This is a genomic window from Saccharothrix sp. ALI-22-I (genome assembly GCF_001984175.1).
In the GTDB taxonomy this organism is placed as follows: Bacteria; Actinomycetota; Actinomycetes; order Mycobacteriales; family Pseudonocardiaceae; genus Actinosynnema.
The window spans coordinates 1,073,680-1,095,359 of the sequence record NZ_MTQP01000069.1 but is presented as its reverse complement, the minus strand read 5'-3'; the positions used below and the strand labels follow the sequence as shown (position 1 = coordinate 1,095,359).

At 69.7% G+C, this 21,680-nt stretch carries 11 protein-coding genes; 5 read left to right on the top strand and 6 right to left on the bottom strand.

Features of this window, described 5'->3' with window-relative positions; all coding sequences use genetic code 11:
• Window positions 1–80: 80 nt before the first annotated feature.
• The 4 genes from ALI22I_RS46995 (at window position 81) to ALI22I_RS46980 (ending at window position 6,394) form a co-directional block, all read left to right on the top strand.
• Window positions 81–2,927 carry a glycoside hydrolase family 3 protein gene (locus ALI22I_RS46995; protein WP_143532793.1) on the top strand — a complete coding sequence of 949 codons (2,847 nt, stop codon included), beginning with the start codon at window positions 81–83 and terminating at the stop codon, window positions 2,925–2,927.
• 404 nt (window positions 2,928–3,331) lie between these two features.
• A complete protein-coding gene (locus ALI22I_RS46990; RefSeq protein WP_077011974.1) occupies window positions 3,332–4,594 on the top strand; it encodes an ABC transporter substrate-binding protein in 1,263 nt (420 codons plus the stop codon).
• A 4-nt stretch (window positions 4,595–4,598) separates the two neighbouring features.
• Entirely contained in the window at window positions 4,599–5,549 is a 951-nt protein-coding gene (locus ALI22I_RS46985) for a carbohydrate ABC transporter permease (RefSeq protein ID WP_077011973.1), read from the top strand.
• Window positions 5,546–6,394 (top strand): carbohydrate ABC transporter permease, encoded by an 849-nt coding sequence (locus ALI22I_RS46980; protein WP_077011972.1) that lies wholly within the window; start codon window positions 5,546–5,548, stop codon window positions 6,392–6,394. Before ALI22I_RS46985 ends, ALI22I_RS46980 begins: the two co-directional genes overlap by 4 nt.
• 94 nt (window positions 6,395–6,488) lie before the next feature.
• Here the strand turns inward: ALI22I_RS46980 and ALI22I_RS46975 are convergent, their stop codons facing one another.
• The 6 genes from ALI22I_RS46975 to ALI22I_RS46950 all read right to left on the bottom strand — a co-directional run bounded on the left by ALI22I_RS46975 (window position 6,489) and on the right by ALI22I_RS46950 (window position 17,778).
• The gene (locus ALI22I_RS46975) at window positions 6,489–7,817 is read right to left on the bottom strand and encodes a ricin-type beta-trefoil lectin domain protein (protein WP_202971213.1); all 1,329 of its coding nucleotides are present in this window, start codon (window positions 7,815–7,817) and stop codon (window positions 6,489–6,491) included.
• Window positions 7,818–7,866: 49 nt separating this feature from the next.
• The gene (locus ALI22I_RS46970; RefSeq protein ID WP_077011970.1) at window positions 7,867–8,574 is read right to left on the bottom strand and encodes a hypothetical protein; all 708 of its coding nucleotides are present in this window, start codon (window positions 8,572–8,574) and stop codon (window positions 7,867–7,869) included.
• Window positions 8,575–8,662: 88 nt separating this feature from the next.
• On the bottom strand, window positions 8,663–12,085 hold the full coding sequence (locus ALI22I_RS46965) for a ThuA domain-containing protein (RefSeq protein WP_238598942.1): 3,423 nt from the start codon (window positions 12,083–12,085) through the stop codon (window positions 8,663–8,665).
• A gap of 537 nt (window positions 12,086–12,622) precedes the next feature.
• Entirely contained in the window at window positions 12,623–13,396 is a 774-nt protein-coding gene (locus ALI22I_RS46960; RefSeq protein WP_238598929.1) for a FadR/GntR family transcriptional regulator, read from the bottom strand.
• Window positions 13,397–13,798: 402 nt separating this feature from the next.
• On the bottom strand, window positions 13,799–14,707 hold the full coding sequence (locus ALI22I_RS46955) for an amidohydrolase family protein (protein WP_238598928.1): 909 nt from the start codon (window positions 14,705–14,707) through the stop codon (window positions 13,799–13,801).
• Between the two features lie 236 nt (window positions 14,708–14,943).
• Window positions 14,944–17,778, bottom strand: coding sequence for a glycosyl hydrolase family 95 catalytic domain-containing protein (locus tag ALI22I_RS46950; RefSeq protein ID WP_238598927.1), 2,835 nt, complete (start codon window positions 17,776–17,778; stop codon window positions 14,944–14,946).
• Between the two features lie 1,022 nt (window positions 17,779–18,800).
• On the opposite strand from ALI22I_RS46950, the gene ALI22I_RS46945 reads away from it, so the two are divergent.
• Window positions 18,801–21,617, top strand: a complete 2,817-nt coding sequence (locus tag ALI22I_RS46945; protein ID WP_077011966.1) for a PQQ-dependent sugar dehydrogenase — start codon at window positions 18,801–18,803, stop codon at window positions 21,615–21,617.
• Window positions 21,618–21,680 lie beyond the last annotated feature (63 nt).

Sequence of the window (21,680 nt, the reverse complement as noted above, 5' to 3'; positions counted from 1 at the left end):
GGGGCACTGATTGACAGTCCCGCAGACTCCATGTCAGCGTTGAAGCGCTTCACCTGATCTGACCTGAGGGGTTGTGCCGCGTGAGTACCTCATCCCTGACCGCCGCCGGGCGGCTGCCGTTCCACGACTCCGAGCTGGATGTGCGCAAGCGCGTCGATGATCTGCTCGGCCGGCTGACGCTCGACGAGCGGATCGCGATGCTGCACCAGCACGCACCGGCCGTGCCGCGGCTGGGCGTCGCCGCGTTCCGCACCGGCGCCGAGGCGTTGCACGGTGTGTCGTGGCTCGGCGTCGCGACGGCGTTCCCGCAGGCGGTGGGCCTGGGCGCGACCTGGGACGAGGACCTGGTGCGCCGCGTGGCCGAGGCGACCTCGGTCGAACTGCGCGCGTTCCACCTGCACCGCCCACCGGCCGAGGGGGACAGCCGGACGAGCCTGCAGGCGTGGGCACCGGTGGTGAACCTGCTGCGCGACCCGCGCTGGGGGCGCAACGAGGAGGGCTACTCCGAGGACCCGGTGCACACGGTGCGAATCGCGGAGGCGTTCTGCCGCGGCCTCGCGGGCGACGACCCGCGGTTCCTGCGCGCGGCCCCCGTGCTCAAGCACTTCCTGGCCTACAACAACGAGGACGACCGCTGCATCACCTCCTCCGGTGTGCGTCCCCGTGTGCTGCACGAGTACGACCTCGCGGCGTTCCGACCCGTGGTGGAGTCCGGGGCGGCGACCGGCGTCATGGCCGCCTACAACCTGGTCAACGGTCGTCCGTGCCACGTCAGCCCGCTGATCGAGGACGAGCTGCGCCGCTGGGCCGAGCCGACCGGGCACGAGCTGTTCGTGGTCAGCGACGCGGAAGCGCCGTCCAACCTGGTCGACCCGGAGCACTACTTCGACGACCACGCGGAGTCCCACGCCGCCGCGCTCAAGGCGGGCATCGACAGCTTCACCGACCACGGCCTGGACAGCGCCACCCCGGTCGGGCGGCTGCGCGAGGCGCTGGAACGCGGCCTGATCGACGAGATCGACATCGACCGCGCGGTGCGCCGGCAGCTCGCGCTGCGGTTCCGCCTCGGCGAGTTCGACCCGGACCTCGACCCGTACGCCACGATCGGTCCCGATGTGATCGACCACCCGCACCACCGGGTGCTCGCCGAACGTGCGGCCACCGAGTCCGTGGTACTGCTGAAGAACGACGGGCTGCTGCCGCTCGACAAGGCCGCGACGCCCCGCGTGGCGGTCATCGGTCCGCTCGCCGACGTGCTGCACGAGGACTGGTACAGCGGCACGATGCCGTACCAGGTCACCATCGCCGCCGGTCTCGAAGAGGCGGTCGGCGAGGTGGTCCGCGTGTCGGGTGACGACCGCATCGCGCTGCGCTCCCGCACCACCGGCCGGCTCCTCGGTGACACCGCGTTCGACGTCACCGAGTGGGGCGACGACGTGGTGACCCTGCGGTCCGCCGACACCGGCCGCCACCTCGGCGCCAAGGACGGCTCACTGGTCATCGAGGAAGAACGCATCAAGAGCTGGGACGTGTACGAGACGTTCCGGCTGGAGCCCGTCGCGGACGACAGCGACACGGTGCTGCTGCGCAACGTCCTCACCGGCCGTTACGCCGCGGTCGACCCGGCCGACGGCGGGGTGAGCGTCACGGTCGAAACGCCCGAGGCCGCCGAGCGCTGGTCGCGGGAGTTGGTGCGCGACGGCGCGGAGGAGGCCCGCGCCGCCGCGGCCGCCGCCGACCTCGCGGTCGTCGTCCTCGGCAACCACCCGCTCATCAACGGCCGCGAAACCCAGGACCGCACCGGCACCGCGTTGCCCGAGACGCAGGCGGCACTGCTCCGCGCCGTCGCCGAGGTCCAGCCGGCGACCGTCCTCGTGGTGATGAGCAGCTACCCCTACGCCCTGGACTGGGCAGATGAGCACCTGCCCGCCGTGGTGTGGACTTCCCACGGCGGGCAGGAGACAGGTCACGCGCTCGCCGCCGTGCTGCTCGGCGACGCCGAGCCGGCGGGCCGGCTGCCGCAGACCTGGTACCGGGGCGACGACGACCTGCCCCACCCGCTCGACTACGACATCATCAAGGCGGGTTGGACCTACCAGTACCACCGGGCCGCACCGCTGTACCCGTTCGGCCACGGCTTGTCCTACACCGACTTCGCCTACCGCGACCTGCGGTTGTCGTCGGAGGTCATGCCGCAGGACGGATCGCTCGACGTGTCGGTGACGGTGGCGAACACCGGTGCGCGGCCCGGCAGCGAGGTGGTCCAGCTCTACGTGCGGGCGCTGGACGCCCGCTACGACGCGCCACGGCTGCGCCTCGTCGACTTCCGCAAGGTCCGCGTCGGTGCGGGGGAGAGCGAGGCGCTGACCTTCCGGCTACCCGTCGAACGGCTCGCCCACTGGGACGTCGCCCGCGGTGCGTTCACGGTCGATCCGGGCGACTACGAGATCGTCATCGCCCGTTCCGCCGAGAACCACGTCCTCGTCGCACCGCTCACCGTCACCGGCGAGAACCCCGCGCCGCGCGCGGTGGTCGACCGGCACACCCGCGCCGTCGACTTCGACGACTACTCGGAGCTCGTGCTCGTCGACGCGACCCGGGCCACCGGCGACGCGGTCGCCCCGGCGGACCCGACGCGACCCGCGACACTGCTGTTCCGCGCCGCGGACCTGACCGGCGCTGTCGGCGTCGAGGTCGAGGTGGCGCGAGTGGACGGTTCGGGGGAAGGGCGGCTGGAGTTCCGCTTGGCCGACCGGCCACTCGCCCTGGTCGACGTACCGGTGACGGGCGACCGCTACACGTGGACGACCGCCACGGCCGAGTTCCCGGAGCGGTTGGACGGAGTCCACGACCTGTGGCTGACCCTGCACGGCGACGTCCGACTCACCGCGTTCCGCTTCACCTCGTCCCACACGGCTGCCGGATGAGGAGCTCCTGAGGTAGCGACTGGTGACGTCGGAGTCGGCGCCGGCATGTGATGAACAGACCGTTGCCCCTGGTCAGGCCCACTTGTGGGTCCGACCAGGGGCAACGGTCTGTTTGGCGTCGGTCGACCGGACGGCAACGCGCCCACCATGCGGACCGAGGGTGGTTCGCGCTCATAGGCCAGGTGGAGGCGGGCGCCCAACTATGAGTGCGACTCACCACGTGCCGTTCCTTGACGATGGATGTGACACACCTTACTGTCGTGGGCGCTAACATTCGGTAGTTGCTTCGAAAGTTTCGGTCGGGTGGGTGCATGCCCACTCCGGTGCCGCACTGCCTCCGGGCCGTGACGACCGAGCGCTCAATGCGGCCGTGCCGCCTGTCCCGTCGGTTTTGGAGGAGCGTCGTGAGACTCCGCTTACCCCTGTTCTGTGCCGCTGTGGCCCTGGTCGCCGCCTGTACACCCGGCACCGGGGGCGGTGGCGGTGGTGACGGCAAGTCGTTCGAGTTCTGGTCGTTCTCCGCGATCAACCAGAAGCTGTCGGTCGACGCCTACAAGCAGAAGCACCCCGACGTCGAGGTCAAGCTGACCGAGGTGGGCTCGTCGGTGGAGACGGCACAGGCGCTCACCACCGCGCTGGCCGGCGGCAAGGTGCCGGACCTGGTGCTGATCCAGGGTGACGACCTGCCGAAGTTCGTGCAGCAGCCGCAGAACTTCGTCGACCTGCGGACGTTGGGCGCCGACGACATCAAGGGCGACTACCTGGACTGGGTGTTCAAGCAGAGCGTCGCCAAGGACGGCGAGGTGCTGGGCATCCCGACCGACGTGGGCGGCATGGCCATGGTGTACCGGACCGACCTGTTCGCCGCGGCGGGCCTGCCCACCGACCGGGAGGCCGTCAGCGCGCTGTGGCCGACGTGGGACGACTACATCGAGACCGGGAAGCGCTACACGCAGCAGACCGGCAAGGCGTTCGTGGACAACGCGGCGACCAGCGTGTTCTACCAGGCGGTCAACCAGGTTTCCCAGAAGTACTACGACAACAAGGAACGCAAGCCGGTCTACGACAGCAACCCCGAGGTGAGGGCGGCGTTCGACCTCGGCATCAAGGCCGCTACCTCCGGGATCACCGCCAAGCAGACGTCGTTCGAGACGGCGTGGAGCGCCGGCATGACGCAGGGCCAGTACGCGACCGTGGCCGCGCCGTCGTGGATGCTCAACAGCATCCGCACCACCGCACCCGACACCAAGGGCAAGTGGGACATCGCCCGCATCCCGGGCGGTTCCGGGAACTGGGGCGGCAGCTACCTGGCCATCCCCAAGCGCGCGCAGAACCCCCAGGCGGCCTGGAACTACATCAAGGAGATGCAGTCGCCGCAGGGGCAGTTGGAGCACTTCGGACGAGTCGGCGCCCTGCCCTCCACCCCGTCGGTCTACAAGGACGAGAAGCTCACCACGACGAAGGACCCGTTCTTCTCCGACGCGCCGACCGGCACGATCTACACCGACTCGCTGCTGGAGCTGAAGCCCTTCTACATCGGACCGGACAGCGCCACCATCGGCCAGGAGTTCCTCAACTCCATCACCAACGTCGAGCAGGCCGGTGGCAACCCGGCCACCGCGTGGGACGACGCGGTGCGCAACATCAAGACCGCCATCGGCGGTTGACGCCGTGGTAGCCGCGCTCACCCCGGTGCGCCCGGCCACACCGCCTCCCCCAGCCTTCGGAAAGACCCGAGGGCTGGGGGAGCGGCTGTCGCCGTACGCGTACATCGCCCCGTTCTTCGTCATCTTCGCGGCGTTCGGGCTGTTCCCGTTCGCCTTCACGTTCTACGTCGCCCTGTTCGACTGGAACCCCATCGGCGACCAGGAGTTCATCGGCACGGACAACTTCGTCCGCATGCTCGGCGACCCGAGGTTCTGGAACGCCACCCGCAACACGGTGAGCATCTGGGCACTGTCGACGATCCCCCAGCTCCTGATCGCCCTGCTGCTGGCCCACGTGCTCAACAACGCCCGGCTGCGGTTCGCGTTGTTCTTCCGCATGTCGATGCTGGTGCCCTACGTGACCTCGGTGGCGGCCACCGCGATCGTGTTCGTGCAGCTCTTCGACCGCGACTTCGGGCTGCTCAACTGGCTGCTCGGGCTGGTCGGCGTGGCACCGATCGACTTCGTCCAGACCACGTGGGGCAGTCACCTCCTGATCGCCGCGATGGTGACCTGGCGGTGGTTCGGCTACACCACGCTGCTCTACCTCGCCTCGCTGCAAGCGGTCCCCCGCGCGGTCTACGAGGCCGCGGCCATCGACGGCGCGGGCCCCTGGCAGCAGTTCCGCCACATCACCGTCCCCTCGTTGCGGCCGATGATCATATTCACCGTGGTGACCTCCACGATCGGCGGCTTGCAGATCTTCACCGAGCCGCTGCTGGTCGGCACGGGCGGGCCGCAGTCCTGCGGTGTGGTGCGGCAGTGCCAGACGCTGACGCTGTTCCTCTACGAGCAGGGCTTCGGGCAGTTCCAGTTCGGCTACGGCTCGGCGGTCGGCGTCGCGCTCTTCGTCATGGTCGTCGCCATCGCCGCGATCAACTACCTGCTGTCCACCCGGATCAAGGCGGACCGATGACGAGCACCACGCCACAACCCCGACGCCACGGCCGGGTCCGCTGGTGGACTTACGTGCTGCTGGCCGCGGCCGCCGTCGTGAGCCTGTTCCCGCTGTACTGGATGTTCATCGTCTCCACCACCGACAGCGCGACCGCGACGGAGATGCCGCCCGAGATCGTGCCGGGAGGCAACTTCTTCCACCTCGCGGGCCTGGTGCTGGACACCGTGCCGTTCGTGCAGTCGCTGCTCAACAGCCTGTTCGTGGCCACCGCGATCGGGGTGGGCCAGGCGGTGCTGTGCGCGCTGGCCGGGTTCGCCTTCGCCAAGCTCGACTTCCGGGGCCGCAACGCGCTGTTCCTGGTCGTCCTGCTGACCATGACCGTGCCCACGCAGCTCTCGGTCATCCCGCAATACCTGATCATGTCCTGGCTGGGCTGGGTGGACACCCTCCAGGCCCTGGTCGTGCCGGGCCTGGCCAGCGCCTTCGGCATCTTCTGGATGCGCCAGCACATCATCGCCACGGTCAGCGACGAACTGCTCCAGGCGGCGCGGATCGACGGCGCGAGCACCTGGCAGGTGTTCTGGCGGATCGCCTTCCCGATCGTGCGCCCGGCCGCGTTCGTCCTAGGCCTGTTCGGGTTCATCACCGCGTGGAACGACTTCCTGTGGCCGTTCATCGTGCTCAAGTCGCCCGAGCGGTACACCGCCCAGATCGCCATCAAGGCCTTGCAGAACAGCCTCGACGTCGACCTCGGGCTGGCCATGTCCGGTTCGTTCCTGGCCACCATCCCGCTGGTCGTGGTGTTCATCGTGGTCGGGCGGCGCATGGTCGCGGGCATCCTGGACGGCGCCTTCAAGGGCTGATCACCGTCACCGGCCACATCCCACCGACGCGAGGTCGGCGGGATGTGGCCGGTGAAGTGCGGCGGGCGAGCCGCTTACTGGTTGCCGCTGACGGTTACGCCCGAGCCCAGCGCTGGTTGGCGCCGGTGTGGCAGGTCCACACGATCACGGCGGAGCCGTTGGCGGTGGCGGCGCTGTTGACGTCCAGGCACAGCCCGTTCTGCACGTTGCTGATCGTGCCGTTGCTGTTCAGGTTCCACTGCTGGTTGGTGGCGCTGTTGCAGTCCCAGATCCGCACCCGGGTACCGGTGGCGGCGTTGCTCGGCATGTCCAGGCACTTGCCCAACACCTGCAAGGCCTTCCCGTTCACCGTGAACTGCTGGTTGGACCCGCTGTTGCAGTCCCAGATGACCATCTGCGTGCCGTTGGCCGAGTTCGCGCCGTTGACGTCCAGGCACCGGCTGCTCGCCTCGCCGCGCAACCGGAAGGTGGTCGGGTCCGGGCCGGGGCCGGGGCCCTGCTCACCGGTGAAGAACTTCCACACCTCGCCCTTGACCCAGCTCCTGGCACCGCTCTCGCAGCCCGCGCACCCGTCCACGGGTCCCTGCTGGTGACCACCGTCGAACGGGGCCCAGACCACCGGGTACCCGGTCCGGCACCCCGAGTAGGCGGTGGTGATGTGGGTGTTGCTGCCCCGGGCCGGCTCCGGCGGGTTCTGCGTCGTGCAGCCGTTGTTGCGGACCCACCGGTCGCGCTGGCCGCGTCCACTGCCGATGTTGTCGCCGATGCCGTGGATGCCCATGTAGGCGACGGGCGCGGTGCCGCCCGCGCACCCGCTGATCTCACCGGGCGAGGCGATGGCGGCGATGGCGCGGAACACCGTCGGCCGGGAGCACGCGAGCGAGATGCTCATCGCGCCGCCGTAGCTGAAGCCGAGCGAGAAGCGCTGCGTGGTGTCGACGCAGAGGTCGTCCTCGATCCGCTTGATCATGTTGTCGACGAAGGTGACGTCCTCGCCGCCGGCGTTGCCCCAGCCGTTGTTGAGGCCTTGGGGCGCGACGAAGATCGCGGTGTTGTTCGACAGCTGCTTCAGCCCGTAGTGGGCGTAGACGGCCCCGTCGCTCCCGCCACCGGCGACCTGGTCCATGGTGCCGCCCAACCAGTGGAACCCGAAGACCAAGCGGTGCTGGTAGGTGTTGTTGTAGTTGTCGGGGACGCTCAGGATGAAGCTGCGCGTCTTGCCGCCGCTCTGGATCGTGTGCGTGCCGCTGCGCAGGGTGGGCGTCTTGCCGCAGCCCGGGGTCGCGGCGGCGGTGGTGACGGTGTCCGGTGCCGCTGCCGCCGGTGCCGGTTCGGCGCCGGCGACATCGGTGCCGCCCAGCAGCAGCGCGGCCGCGGCCGCGAACAACGTCCATCGTCGTTGAAGGCGTTTGTCCTTTGACACGGGTGCTTCCGTTCTCTGTGGTGTGGTTCGCTGATGGGTGGGTCGGCGGTCACCCGCTGCCCTCCGGGGCCGTGTCGGCCGGGATCGCGCCGGAGTCCGGCCCGGACGGCAGGTACACGTGCACGTGCCCCTTGCCGGCGTCGATGCTGATCACGTCCAGCTGGAGCGCGGCGACCGACCAGGTCCGCAGCGCCAGCGTGCGCTGCGCACCGGCCAGGGTCAGCAGCTCGCCCGCCAGCGGCTGGGGAGCGGTGACCGCAGCGGCGAAACCGTCGACCGCGGCGGCGAGTTGCTGGACGGCGGTGCGCATCCCGGTGCGGGCGACGTTCACGCCGTTGCCCGCGGACGGTGTCTCCGCGTACCGCTGCACCTCCGCAGAGACCACGTCGCGCCAGCCGCGCACCTCGTCGATCGTGGGTGCGGCGGGCGCCGCCGTGTGCTGGAGGGGAGACGCCTCCGCCATCGCCTGGAGCACCGGGGTCAGCCGTTCCCGGCCGCCCTTGGCCAGCTCGATCAACGTGCCGACCTGCTCGACGTCGCGCTGCGCCTCGGCCTGCTCCAACTCGGCGATCCTGCGCTCCGTCGCGTCCGGTCCGGACGTCCAGGAGCCGGTCACGAACGCGACGGCGAACCCGAGCGCGAACGTGGTGACCAGGGCGGTGGCCGATCCCCACCGGGATCGGGGTGATCGCGCCGCCGCGGCCTGGCGCGGGGACTTCCCCGGCCGTGCCCGTCCCACCGATGTGGTCCTGCCCATGACCTTCCTCCTTGCCGAACGGTGAGAAGGAACCTCGCGGCGGGGAGGTCCGCGGCCCCGGCGCGTGCCGGGGCCGCGGACGACCCGCTCAGGACAGCGTCCACCTCTGGTTGGTGCCGCCGCTGCAGGTCCAGATGATCAGCTGGGTCCCGTCCGCGGAGCTGCCGCCGTTGGCGTCCAGGCACTTGGTGCCGTTGCGGATCGTGCCGTCCGACTGCACCGCCCAGTTCTGGGCGGACGAACCGTTGCACGTCCACAGCTGCACCAGCGCGCCGTCGGCGGTGCTGCCGCCGTTGACGTTGAGGCACTTGCCCAGGGCTTGGAACGTCTGCCCGGTGCGCGTCCACGTCTGGTTGGTGCCGCCGTTGCAGGTCCACAGCTGGACCTTGGCGCCGTCGGCGGTGCTGCTGCCGTTGACGTCGACGCACTTGCCGCCGATGCCGACGATGCGGTTGGTCCCGCCGCCGGGGCCCGGCACGCCGACACCGTTCCCGGTGAACGTCATCGAGTCCAGGTCGTACGTGGTGCTCGAACCCGTCTTGAACACCATGAACAGCTCCGTGGTGCCACCGGGGTTGGTGACGTTCACCGCGGGCGTGCTCGCGTAGTTGTCCCAGCCGCCGGTGCTCGGGACCGGGACCGTGGCGATCAGCGCACCCGTCGGCGAACCGGCCCGCAACTCGACCGATCCACCACCGCTCGGCGAGGACAACCGGAGCGACACCTGGTTGATGCCGGTGAAGTTGTACGGCGTGAACGAGATCCAGTCGTTGTTGCTGATGTCGCCGACCCTGGAGCCGGACTCGGCCGCCGCCTGCGCCACGACCCGCACGCCGGAGGAGCCGGTGAAGAACTCGGCCTGCTTGCGCTTGGGTTGCAGCAGGACCTTCCGGTTGCCTTCCAGCGCGGGCACGCCGGACGTGCCGTTGTCGGTGTACCTGCTCGCCGCCACCCAGAACGAGTTCAGGTTGGCGTGCGCGCTGTCGGTCTCGGCCTTGAACGTGCCGGTGCAGCCGGGGATCGGCGAGAGGTCGTGCCCGTGCTGGTCGTGACCCAGCGCCGGGGTGGTGGTCACCCTGCCGCAGTCGATGGTGCCGTCCTCGGGGTCGGTGACGGTGACCGTGTACGGGATCGAGTCGCCCCAGCCGAACATGCCGCCGTCGGGGATGCTCAGGTTGACCGTCGGCGCGGTGTTGCCCGAGGTCACGACCACGCTGGTGACGCCGGACTTCCCGCCGGCATCGGTGACGGTGAGCTTGGCGTTGAACTGACCCCTCGCGGTGTAGGTGTGCGTGGGGTTGGCCTCGGTGGACGTGCTGCCGTCGCCGAACTCCCACCGGTAGGTCACCGGGCCGCCCTCGGGGTCACCCGAGCCCGCGCTGGAGAACCGCACGGTCAGCGGTGAGGAGCCCGAGGTGGGCGTTCCCGTCGCGGTCGCGATCGGACTGCGGTCGCCGCTCTTGTAGTCGATGCGGTAGAGCCCGGAGTCGGGGTTGTCCCGACCGTACCCGGAGCCCCACTCCAGCAGGTACATCGAGCCGTCCGGGCCGAACTTCATGTCCAACGGGGACTTGAAGCTCAGGTTCGGCAGGAAGTCGTTGATCTTCAACAGCTTCCCGTCCTGGCCGAGCCGGAACTCCCACATCCGGTTGCGCGACCACTCGCCGAAGAACGGGGTCTGGTCGAAGTAGGCCGGGAACTTGGTGGGGGAGGGGTTGTTCGCGTCGTACTGGTAGATCGGGAACGCGCCGGGCGCCTCGCCGCCCGAAGGGCTGCCCATCTCCGGGAACTTGTTGCCGTTCGCGCCGTTGCCGTACCAGACGTCGGCCTTGCGCGCGGCCGGCAGGTCGGTCAGGCCGGTGTTGTTGGGCGAGTTGTTCACCGGTCGGTCGCAGTTGAACTTGGCGCCCGACTGGCCGGTGGCGAAGTTGTAGTCGTTGAACGGGATGTTGTCGCCGATGCAGTACGGCCAGCCGTAGAAGCCGGGCGACGCGATGATGTTCCACTCGACGGTGCCGCCGGGACCGCGGTTCGCGTTGTCGTTCGCGGCGTCCGGGCCGTAGTCGGCCGCGTAGATCACGCCCGTGGTCGGGTGCACCGAGAACCGGAACGGGTTGCGGAAGCCCATCGCGTAGATCTCGGGCTTCGTCCGGGCCGTGCCCTGCGCGAACATGTTGCCGGTCGGGATCGTGTAGGTCCCGTTGGTCTCCGGGTGGATGCGCAGGATCTTGCCCCGCAGGTCGTTCGTGTTGGCCGCGGTGGCCTGGACGTCGTTGTTCGCCCAGCCCGGCCGCTCGTCGATCGGCGCGTAGCCGTCGGAGCGGTGCGGCTGGACGTCGTCGCCGGTGCCGATGTAGAGGTTGCCGTTCGGGCCGAACGCGATGTAGCCGCCGGTGTGCCCCGGTTCCGGCGCCTGCCGCGAGGACGGCACCTTCATCAGGATCCGCTCGCTGGCCATGTCCAGCGCGTCGCCGTTCACGGTGAACCGGGAGACCCGCGCGATGTCCTCACCGCCGCCGGAGGGGGAGTACATCAGGTAGATCCACTTGGTGGTGGCGAAGTTCGGGTCCAGTGCGAGCCCGGTCAGGCCGTCCTCGCCACCCGTGTACACGCTCAGGGTCGCCGCCGTGACGGTGGTGCGGGTGTCCGGCTTGTGGATCTTCACCTTGCCGCCGTACTCCGCGTAGAACACGCGGCCGTCCTTGGCGACGTCGAGCGCGGCCGGTCCGACGGTGTTGTCGTCCAGCGCCACCTTCTCGAAGCTGCTCCACGCCGTGGGACCGCAGTCGGCCTGGACCTTGCCGCCGGCCGATTCCACGCCGCCCTTGACGTGCTCGCGGAACAGCGGTTCGGAGTAGCTGGACGCCTGGTGGCCCATGGCGGTGGCCCAGAGCCGGCCGCCCTCGAAGTTGCGGCACCACGAGATCGGGTGGTCGTAACCCATCCGGCTCGAGCCGGGGTCGTACGTCGTCTCGTCGGCGGTCACCAACACGTGCGCGTTGCCGCGCACCGAGCGGTTGAAGTTGTACCACTCCTCGGTCCGCGTCCAGCGGTCCGGCAGCGCCGTGCCGGACGGGTGCTTGCGGTCGGCGACCTTGGCGGTGCCGGACACGGTGGCCGAGTGCGCCGTCATGGTCGCGCCGAGCATCTGGTCCCACCACGGGAACTGCTGCTCGATGTTCATGTCCGTCGCGTTGTGGATCGCGACGAAGCCGCCGCCGGCGCGCATGTACCTCTGCGCGGCGGAGCGCTGCGCGTCGTTGTCCCACACCATGCCGGAGGTCTGGAGCATGACGACCACGTCGAACGTGGCGAGCGTGGCGTCGTTGAAGACCGACGAGTCCTCGCTCTTGGTCAGCTCCCACTCGTTCTGGGCGGCCAACTGCTCGAACATCGTGATCCCCGCCGGGATCGAGTCGTGCCGGTAGGCACCGGCAGCGGTCTTGCTGAACAGCAGGACGTGGAACCCTTCAGGGTGCGCGGGTGCGGGCGCCGAAGCCAGGCCCATCATCACCAGCACGCAACCTATGATCGATAACAGGCGCGCGAATCTGTGTCGCATTGCCACTCCTCTGGGGCATCGAAAGGCGACTGGCTGGATTACGCGGCGGCGGCGGCGTGCGGGAAGGTCTGTGGCGTCCGGCGGCTGTCACCGGATGCCGGTGGTGCTGTACGCGTGCTGCGCTAGCCCGGTGCACGAGGGTCCGGCCGGCGCGGCGCACGGCACCGCGCCGGCTCGGATTCGGATTCCAGTCGGCTGGAACACTCCGAGGTGTCGACCGCCGTGGGACTCAGGGCGCTTCACCAGGGGAGGCGGACTCTTCCGCACTCACCGGTGGCGATGATCGAACCCATCGACGAGCAGACATGAGCGCTCCCTCGGTGCGTCATTGCCCGGGTGCTGGATGTCATACAAGTACTCGTAAGATCCGCCACGATTTGTAACACACATCCGCCGGGCGAGTCCAGATACGCGATCGCCGCGAGGGTGCTTCGGCCGTCGCGGGCAAGGGGCGCCACGTGACCGATCGGCGCCCGGTCGCGGGTGTCAGCCGAAGAGGCGGCGCTGGATCTCGCGGCGGTAGTCCTGCAGGGTGTTGTCGAGGTGGAGGCCGGCGGCCGCCGCAGCGGCTTCGGGGTCGCCGTCGCGGATCGCCCGGTAGATCGCCAGGTGTTCCTCGACCGCCTCGGCCGCGTGGCCGCCGACGGTGCCGTGAAACCCGATGGTGCTGGACTGGCGCTGCAGACGGCGGGCTTCGCGCACCGCGGCCACCAGGAACTGGTTGTGGGACGCCGCGGCGACGGCGAGGTGGAAGTCCTCGTCGCCGCGGTCGAACAGCGAGGTCTCGCCGGTCAGGTGGCCCTGTCGGCAGGTTTCGGCGGCGGCGCCGATGGCGCGCAGTTCGGCGGGGGTGGCATGGGTCGCGGCCAGTCGGCTGGCGGCGGTCTCCTGCACACGGCGGAACTCGAAGAGCATGTAGACGTGGTCGAGGTTGGTCGGCAGGAAGAAGCCTCCCCACCGGGAGGAGCCGAGCATGCCCTCGTCGTCGGCCACGTAGAGCCCACGCCCCTTGTGCGCCCGCACCCGTCCGATCGCGGAGAGGATCTTGACGGCTTCCCGCACGACCGTCCGGCTGGTGCCCATCCGCGCGGCCAGCTCGTTCTCGGTCGGCATCCGGTCGCCCGGTTGCAACTCCAGCTCGGCGATCAACTGGAGGATCTGCTCGGCTACCAGCTCGTAGCCCGGCCGGTACGGACCGGTCACCGGAGTGGTGTCCGGCTGCCCGGTCGGGTCCTCCGGCACAAGTGCGCCATCCGTCAACGCTGCTCCTTAGTGACGGGTCACCTGAAGAGTATGACGGCTCACCGCCGGCCACACAGCCTACATCTCAAGGGCGACGACCCGCGGGAGCATGCGGTGCGGTGCCTGACGCCGCACATCGGCCGCCAGATGTGACGCGTGGCGGTCGCGGTGTGGCCGACCTGTCCCGAATAAGCATGCTTATCTGTCCTTGAGCAGATCCGGCCGGCAGTGGAGGCTCCTTGCTCACGCCGGCGTCGAACAGCGGTGTGCGGATGCCGCGTTCCCGACCCCCTCGGATGTCCAGACGGTGGGCACCTGCTCCGTCGGCGGCGGCCTCGTGGTGCACGGGTTGGACCACGGTGGTGGCCGCCGGGTCGAGGTGGATGTCGAGCCCCGAGTCCCCGTAGGCGAGACGCACCTTCACAGCCGTTCCCCCGGCAGTCGGTAGACGCGCGCGGCCGTGCCGCCGAACACCTCGTCGCGCTCGGCGGCGGTGAGCCCGGCGGTCAGCCCTTCGGCCGCCGCGACGACCTCCTCGTAGGAGGCGGCGAGCAGGCAGACCGGCCAGTCGGAGCCGAACATCACCCGCGACGGACCGAACGCGTCCAGCACCACGTCGGCGTACGGGCGCAGGTCCGCCACGGTCCACCCGGCCCGGTCGGCCTCGGTGACCATGCCCGACAACTTGCAGGTGACGTTCGGCTCGGCGGCGAGCTCACGGATGTGGGACGCCCACGGTTCGCGGTCGCCGGCGGCGATCGGGGGCTTCGACAGGTGGTCCAGGACGAACGTCGCCCCGGGCAGCGCGCGCACGGTCTCGATCGCCGCCGGCAACTGGTGGACGAGGGTGAGCAGGTCGTAGGCCAGCCCCGCCTCGGCCACCGCGCGCAGTCCGCGCTGGACGTCCGGCCGGGTCAGCCAACGCGGGTCCGGCTCACCCTGCACCAGGTGCCGCACACCGACGAGCAGGTCGCCGCCGGGACCGGCGCGCAGAGCGGCGAGTGCGTCGCCGATGCCGGGGTCGGTGAGGTCGGCCCACCCGACGACGCCTGCCACCAGGCCCTTGCCCTCCTCGGCGGCCAGGGACAGGAAATCCGCGGTCTCCTCGACGTCCGGGACGACCTGGACCAGGACCGTCCGGTCGATCTCCGCCACCGCGGCGGCCGGCGCCAGGTCGTCCAAGGCGAAGTCGCGGCGGATCGGGGCGAGGTCGGGACCGTTGAGCCAGTCGTGGGCCCGAGGGCTCGGCCCCGTTCGGCCGGGGGCGCCAGGCCGGAGTCGCCAGACGTGGTGGTGCGCGTCGATCCGGATCATGTCGGTCGGTGGCATCGGACTCCCTGCTCCGGCGCAAGTGTGCGCCAGCAGGCTAGCAATACATCCTATCTCATCGGAAGGGTGGTTTGTTCGCGTGGTCCCGGTGTTCGGCCTGTTCTATCGCTCTCACATGTGCATATGTCTTCGGGTGGCACCTCGGTATGCCGTGTGATGCCGACGCGACTACGTCGGCGCCTCCCAAATCCATCCGATGTTCGCGTGCCGGTGGGCTGCCGGACGTGACGGCGAGGTCAGGCGCGCTGGAGTTGGAACCGCTGGTTGTCGCCCCCGCCGGGGGTCCACTGCGAGATGCGCGCGCCATCGGTGGTCGACGCGCTCCACACGTCCATGGCCAGGTTGCTGAGGCGGTTGACCAGACTGACGACACCGCCGCCCTGGTCGACCACGCGCCATTGCTGGCTCGTGGCGTTGGTGTCAGCCCGTTGGGTGATGTCTGCGCCCGTGCTCGAACTGGCGACCTGGAGCACCAGGCCGCTGTGCCGGGCCCGGATGCGGTAGTAGCCGCCGCCGGAGTCGACGAAGTCGAACTGCTGGTTCAGGCCGCCGGTCGACGACCACTGCTGCAGCAGGGCGCCTGCGGCGGTGGACACGCCGCTGATGTCGGCGAACTTCCCGCTGTGCCGCGCGACGAGCCGGTAGTACACCCCCGGCTGGACGACCGGCCCGCTGCCGACGCCCTGTCCTGTCGCGCGGTACGCGTGCCCGGCCTGGCCGGGGAACACGATGACGTCCGCCTCGGGCTTGGTCGGCTGCACGACCGCACCGCTCGTCGTGTCGGTCAGTTCGAAGGTGCCGGTGAACATGCGGTTGCGGACCCGGATCGTGCCGTCGCGGTCCGGCGTGACGGAGAGGGTGGTCGCGGTGCTGCTCCATGTGGCGCCGACGGTGTGCCCGCCGCGCCCGCGCAGACCCGTCACGCTGCCCGCCGACCACGCCGGCGGCAGCGCGGGCAGCACGTGCAGTTCGCCGTTGTGGCTGTGCAGCAGCATCTCGGCGATGCCGGACGTGGCGCCGAAGTTGCCGTCGATCTGGAAAGGCGGGTGCAGGTCGAACATGTTGGGCGCGAGCCTCGCCGGTGTCACGAGGTAGCGGATCAGGTCGTGCGCCCGGCCACCCTCCTCCATCCGCGCCCAGTAGTTGATCTTCCAGGCCAGTGACCAGCCGGTTCCGTCGTCGCCGCGCAGCTGGAGGGTCCGGCGGGCGGCCTCGAACAGCTGGGGCGTGCCGCGCTTGGTGATCTGGTTGCTGGGGTGCAGGCCGTACAGGTGCGAGACGTGCCGGTGGTTCGTCTCGGGCTCGACCCAATCGTAGAGCCACTCCATGATGTTCCCGCGCGAGCCGACCCGCATCGGCGCGAGCCGCTGAGCCGTCGCGCGGACCCGCGTTCGGAGGTCGGCGTCCACGCCCAGCACCTCGGAGGCGCGGGCGCAGCCCTCGAACAGGTCACGCAGGATCTGCATGTCCATCGTCGGCCCCGCGCACACGCTGACGTTCGCGTGGTGCAGCAGTTCCGGCGAGTTCGACGGGTTGGTGACCAGCCACTTCAGGGTCGGTTCCTCCACCAGGGTGTCGAGGAAGAACTGGGCGGCGCCCTTCAACGCGGGGTAGTACGACCGCAGGAACTCGACGTCGCCGGTGAACAGGTAGTGGTCCCAGATCATGGTGGCGAGCCACGCGCCGCCGGTCTGCCACATGCCCGCCGCGGCGAAGTCGACGACCGAGGAGCCCCGCCACCCGTCGGTGTTGTGGTGCGTGACCCAACCACCGGCGCCGTACTGCGCACGCGCGGTACGGGCGCCGGTCACGGTGAGGTCGTTGATCATCCGGAACACCGGCTCGTAGCACTCGGCGAGGTTGGTCGTGTCGGTCGGCCAGTAGTTCATCGGCAGGTTGGCGTTGATCGTGTACTTCGAGTCCCACGCCGGTGTCAGCGAGTCGTTCCAGATGCCCTGCAGGTTCGCGGGCTGGGTGCCCGGCCGCGACGACGAGATCAGCAGGTACCGGCCGTACTGGAAGAGCAGGGCGGAGAACTGCGGGTCGACCGCGGTGTTGTGCTGGGCGATCCGGACGTCGGTCGGCTGGTCCGCCGCCGCGGTGCGGCCGAGGTCGATGGCGACCCGCCCGAACAGCCGCTGGTAGTCGGCCACGTGCCGGCTGAGCAGCACGTCGTACGCCGTGCCCTGCGCGGCGTTGAGGCGTCCCCGGGCGATGCCCTGGTAGTCGCCCGCCACGTTCCGGTAGTCGACGTAGCTGGTGCCGATCGAGATCAACAGGGTGACGCTGTTGGCGTTGGTCACCCGCAGCGTGCCGCCGGAGCTGCTGGTGCTCCCGCCCTCGGTGATGGCCTTGGCCAGCGCGAGGAACCGGACCGAGCCCGCGATGCCGCGCTGATCGCCGGACCGGCCGTCCAACCCGATCGTCGTGCCGTCCGGGCTCGATGCCGTCGCCCTCTGCGGCGTGCTGAACGACGCGGTGAACGAGATGGAGCCAGGCGTCTCGGCCGTCAGGCGCACGGCGATCACCTGGTCGGGCGCGCTGGCGATCACCTCGCGCCGGTACCGCACGTTGTTCGCCACGTAGGTCACCACCGTCGTGGCGGTGGTCAGGTCGAGCCACCGCTGGTAGCCGGACACCGTGCCGGGACTGGGGAAGGTGAGCCTGAGGTCGCCGACGGTCTGGTAGGCGAGCTGGCCGGCCGGGTTGCCCAGCATCGCCTGGTCGATGAGGGTCTGCGCCTGCGACCACTGGTTCGCGAACACCAGGCGTCTGATCTCCGCCAGGGCGGCCGCGCCTCGCGGGTTGGTGTAGTCGTGGGGACCGCCGGCCCACACCGTGTCCTCGTTGAGCTGCAACCGCTCCGTGTCGGCGTTGCCGAAGACCATCGCGCCGAGGCGGCCGTTGCCGATCGGCAGCGCGCGGAGCCACTCCGTGCCTGCCTGCCGGTCGTACCACAGCGCCAGGTCGTTCACCGCGCGCACTTCCGGCGGCGCGGTCGACCCGGCACGGGCCACCGCCGTCCAGCCCGGCATCAGCAGGGCTCCGGCGCCCGCCGCACCGAACTTCATCAGTTGCCTACGTGGTAAATCCGGCATGCTGGACCCTCCAAAGCGGACGGTGGTGGACCGGGAGCGGGGACGTGACTGTCCTCAGTGGCTGGTGGACCGCCGAATCGGGTCGCAACGTCCACAGCTCAACCGAAGCCCTTGGGCAACGTAGCCATCGGCGAACGTCGCCGTCAATGCCAGGCGCACGATGATGTTAGCGATAACAGGCGATGGTGTGGAAACCGGAAAGCGCATATTGCGCCATTCCGACCAAGGCGTTAGCGCTAACAATTTTAGCAAGGCAGAACGTTGACGCCTTGAGTCGTCGGTGGCTACGGTGCGGGAAGGCTCCGGTGAGACCCGCGGTTCGGCCAGAGGTGGGTAGCCCGGCCGCGCCCGTCAACGATGACGAGGGGACTCTTCGATGCGACGAACACGTTGGGGTGGACCGGGTGCCGTGTTCCGGCCGGCGCATCCGCCCAATCGCAGTTGTCCGACCGGTCGAGCCCCCGTCGATGTCTAGTCCGTTGAGGACATTGCGGCGCACGTCGCTCGGGCGTCCCGGGAGCGACAGGCGAAGTCGTTGCTTTAGCCGATTATTAGCACTTAGCCTCCCCCTTGGTTCGAGTCGGTTCGGACCGCGCACTGCCCGATTCGTTCGGAGTCCCCATGGTTCAATGGCGAACTGTCCCCGCCGCGTCCGCCGCCATCCTGATCGCGTGCGGAGTCGGTCCGCCGCAGCCATCTCGTGCCGGCGCCGGCCGGTCGACGGGTTGACCGCGGAAAGTCGACCGAATTCTTCCTGACTTCGACTGGGAGCGCTCCCGGAGAGCGCTGGACGTCATTCGGGCAGGAAGGGCAGTGGTCGAGAAGGTCATGCCGGTGTGGGCGGCGACTACCTCCGGCTGTCCTGGCGGAGGGGCCCGCTCACCCGGACCCACTCGACCCGCCGATCGCCAAAGCGCTCCACCGGCGCGTCGCCGCCCCACGCGCCGGCCGTGTCGAAGCCACCGTCAGATGAGATCAAAGGGTGTGAGCCTGCCATGAGATACCGGGTCAGGGCGGCGTTGTCCGCCGCTCTCCTCGTGGCCGCCGGTGTGGTGGCGACGGTGATCGGCTCCTCGCCACCGGCCGCCGCGCACGCGGTCAACCCCGCCGACTTCCAGCAGGTCGAGCTGGCCCGAGGGGTCGCCGAAGTGGGTGAGCCGATGACGCTCGCCGTGTTGCCGGACCGCTCGGTGCTGCACACCGCCCGCAACGGGACGGTGCGCCGCACCACGGCGGCCGGCGTCACCAACGTGATCGGCACGGTGCCGGTCTACACGCACGACGAGGAAGGCATGCAGGGCATCGGGGTGGACCCCGGTTTCGCCACCAACCGGTTCATCTACCTGTTCTACGCACCGCCGCTGTCGACCCCGGGCGGCGACGCACCGGCCACCGGCTCGGACTTCTCGGCGTGGAAGGGGGTCAACCGGCTGGCCCGGTTCACCCTGAACGCCGACTTCACGCTGAACATGGCCAGCCAGGTCACCGTGCTGGAGGTCGGGACCGACCGGGGCAACTGCTGCCACGTCGGCGGTGACATCGACTTCGACGCGGCCGGCAACCTGTACCTGTCCACCGGCGACGACTCCAACCCGTTCGACTCCAGCGGCTACACCCCGATCGACGAGCGGACCAACCGCAACCCGGTCTACGATGCGCAGCGCAGCGCGGGCAACACCAACGACCTGCGGGGCAAGGTGCTGCGGATCAAGGTGAACGCGAACGGGTCGTACTCGATCCCGGCGGGCAACCTGTTCGCGCCCGGCACCGCGAACACCCGGCCGGAGATCTACGCGATGGGTCTGCGCAACCCGTTCCGGTTCAACGTGGACAAGGCGACCGGCGCGATCTACGTCGGCGAGTACGGTCCGGACGCGGGCACCAGCAGCAACACGCGGGGACCCGCCGGCATGGTGGAGTTCAACCGGATCACCTCGGCGGGCAACTACGGCTGGCCCTACTGCGTCGGCTCGAACACCACGGCCGAGGCGTACGTGGACTACAACTTCGCCAACGGGCAGTCCGGCAGCCGGTTCAACTGCGCCGCGCCGGCCAACAACTCGCCGCGCAACACCGGATTGGGCACCCTGCCCGCCGCGCGATCGGCGTGGATCAAGTACGACAACTGCTCGTTCTCCGCCTTCGGCTGCGGCTCGGAGTCCCCGATGGCCGCCCCGGTGTACCGGTACGACGCGGCCAATCCGTCGTCGATCAAGTTCCCGCCCGCGCTGGACGGCCACGTGTTCGCCACCGAGTTCGGCCGGCGCTGGATCAAGACCATCGACGTCAACGCCGACGGGTCGGCCGGCCAGGTCAACGAGTTCCCGTGGCGCGGCACGCAGGTCATGGACGCCACCTTCGGCCCCGACGGCGCCCTGTACGTGCTGGACTACGGCACCGGGTGGGGCAGTGGTGACGCCAGCTCCGCGCTCTACCGCATCGAGTACAACCCGGCCGGGAACAGGGCGCCGACCGCCCGGGCCGCCGCCGACCGCGTCTCCGGCAGCGCACCGCTGACGGTGAACTTCTCGTCGGCCGGCTCCTCCGACCCCGAGGGCACGGCGCTGAGCTACTCGTGGAACTTCGGCGACGGCACCACCTCCACGGCCGCCAACCCGAGCCACACCTTCACGGCCAACGGCCAGTACTCGGTGACGCTCACGGTGACCGACACCGGCGGCCGCTCCGGCTCCGCCGGCGTGTCCATCTCGGTCGGTAACACCGCTCCGACGGTCAAGCTGGACACGCCGATCAACGGCAGCCTGTTCAGCTTCGGCGACGCCGTGCCGTACACCATCACCGCGACGGACGCCGAGGACGGCACGATCGACTGCAGCCGGGTGAAGCTGAGCTACGTGCTCGGCCACGACAGCCACGGGCACCCGATCACCACGCAGACCGGCTGCTCGGGCACGTTGCAGATCCCGGTGGACGGTGAGCACGACACGGCGGCCAACCTGTTCGCCGTGTTCGACGCCGAGTACACCGACTCCGGCTCGAACGGCCAGCCGCCGGTGACCACGCACACCCAGCACGTGCTCCAGCTGAAGCACCGCCAGGCCGAGCACTACTCGACGCAGTCCGGCACCGCCCTCTACGACAAGGCGGCGGCCGAGGGCGGGCGGACCGTCGGCGACATCCAGAACGGCGACTGGATCGCGTTCGATCCGTACGCGCTGGGCAGTTCGACGAGGTTCACCGCCCGGGTGTCGTCGGCAGGCTCGGGCGGCACGCTGTCCGTGCGGGCCGGTTCGCCCACCGGAACGGTGCTCGGCACGGTGACCGTGCCGGTGACCGGCGGGTGGGACACGTTCACCGACGTGTCCACCAACCTGTCCAACGTGCCGGCCGGAACGTTCACGCTGTACCTCACCTTCGCGGGCGACACGGGCACCCTGTTCGACCTGGACGCCTACACGTTCGGCGCCTCGACGGGCACCCGGACCGGACCGATCGTCGGCGTCGCGAGCAAGTGCGTGGACGTGAGCGGCGGCAGTACGGCCGATGGCACGAAGATCCAGTTGTGGACGTGCAACGCCGGTGCGAACCAGCGTTGGACGGTGAACGGGTCCACGCTGCGCGCGCTGGACAAGTGCATGGACGCGGCCGGCACCGCCGACGGCGCCCTGGTGCGGTTGTGGACCTGCAACGGCGGCGGTGCGCAGAACTGGACCGCCGGCGCCAACGGTTCGTTGGTGAACCAGCAGTCGGGCAAGTGCCTGGACGCCAACGGCGCCAGTTCCACCGACGGCACGCAGTTGATCATCTGGAGCTGCCACGGCGGCACCAACCAACGATGGACCCTGCCCTGACGAACTCGGCAAGGACAGCGGTGTGGCGTCGCTCCTATCGCAGGGGCGGCGCCACACCGCCCT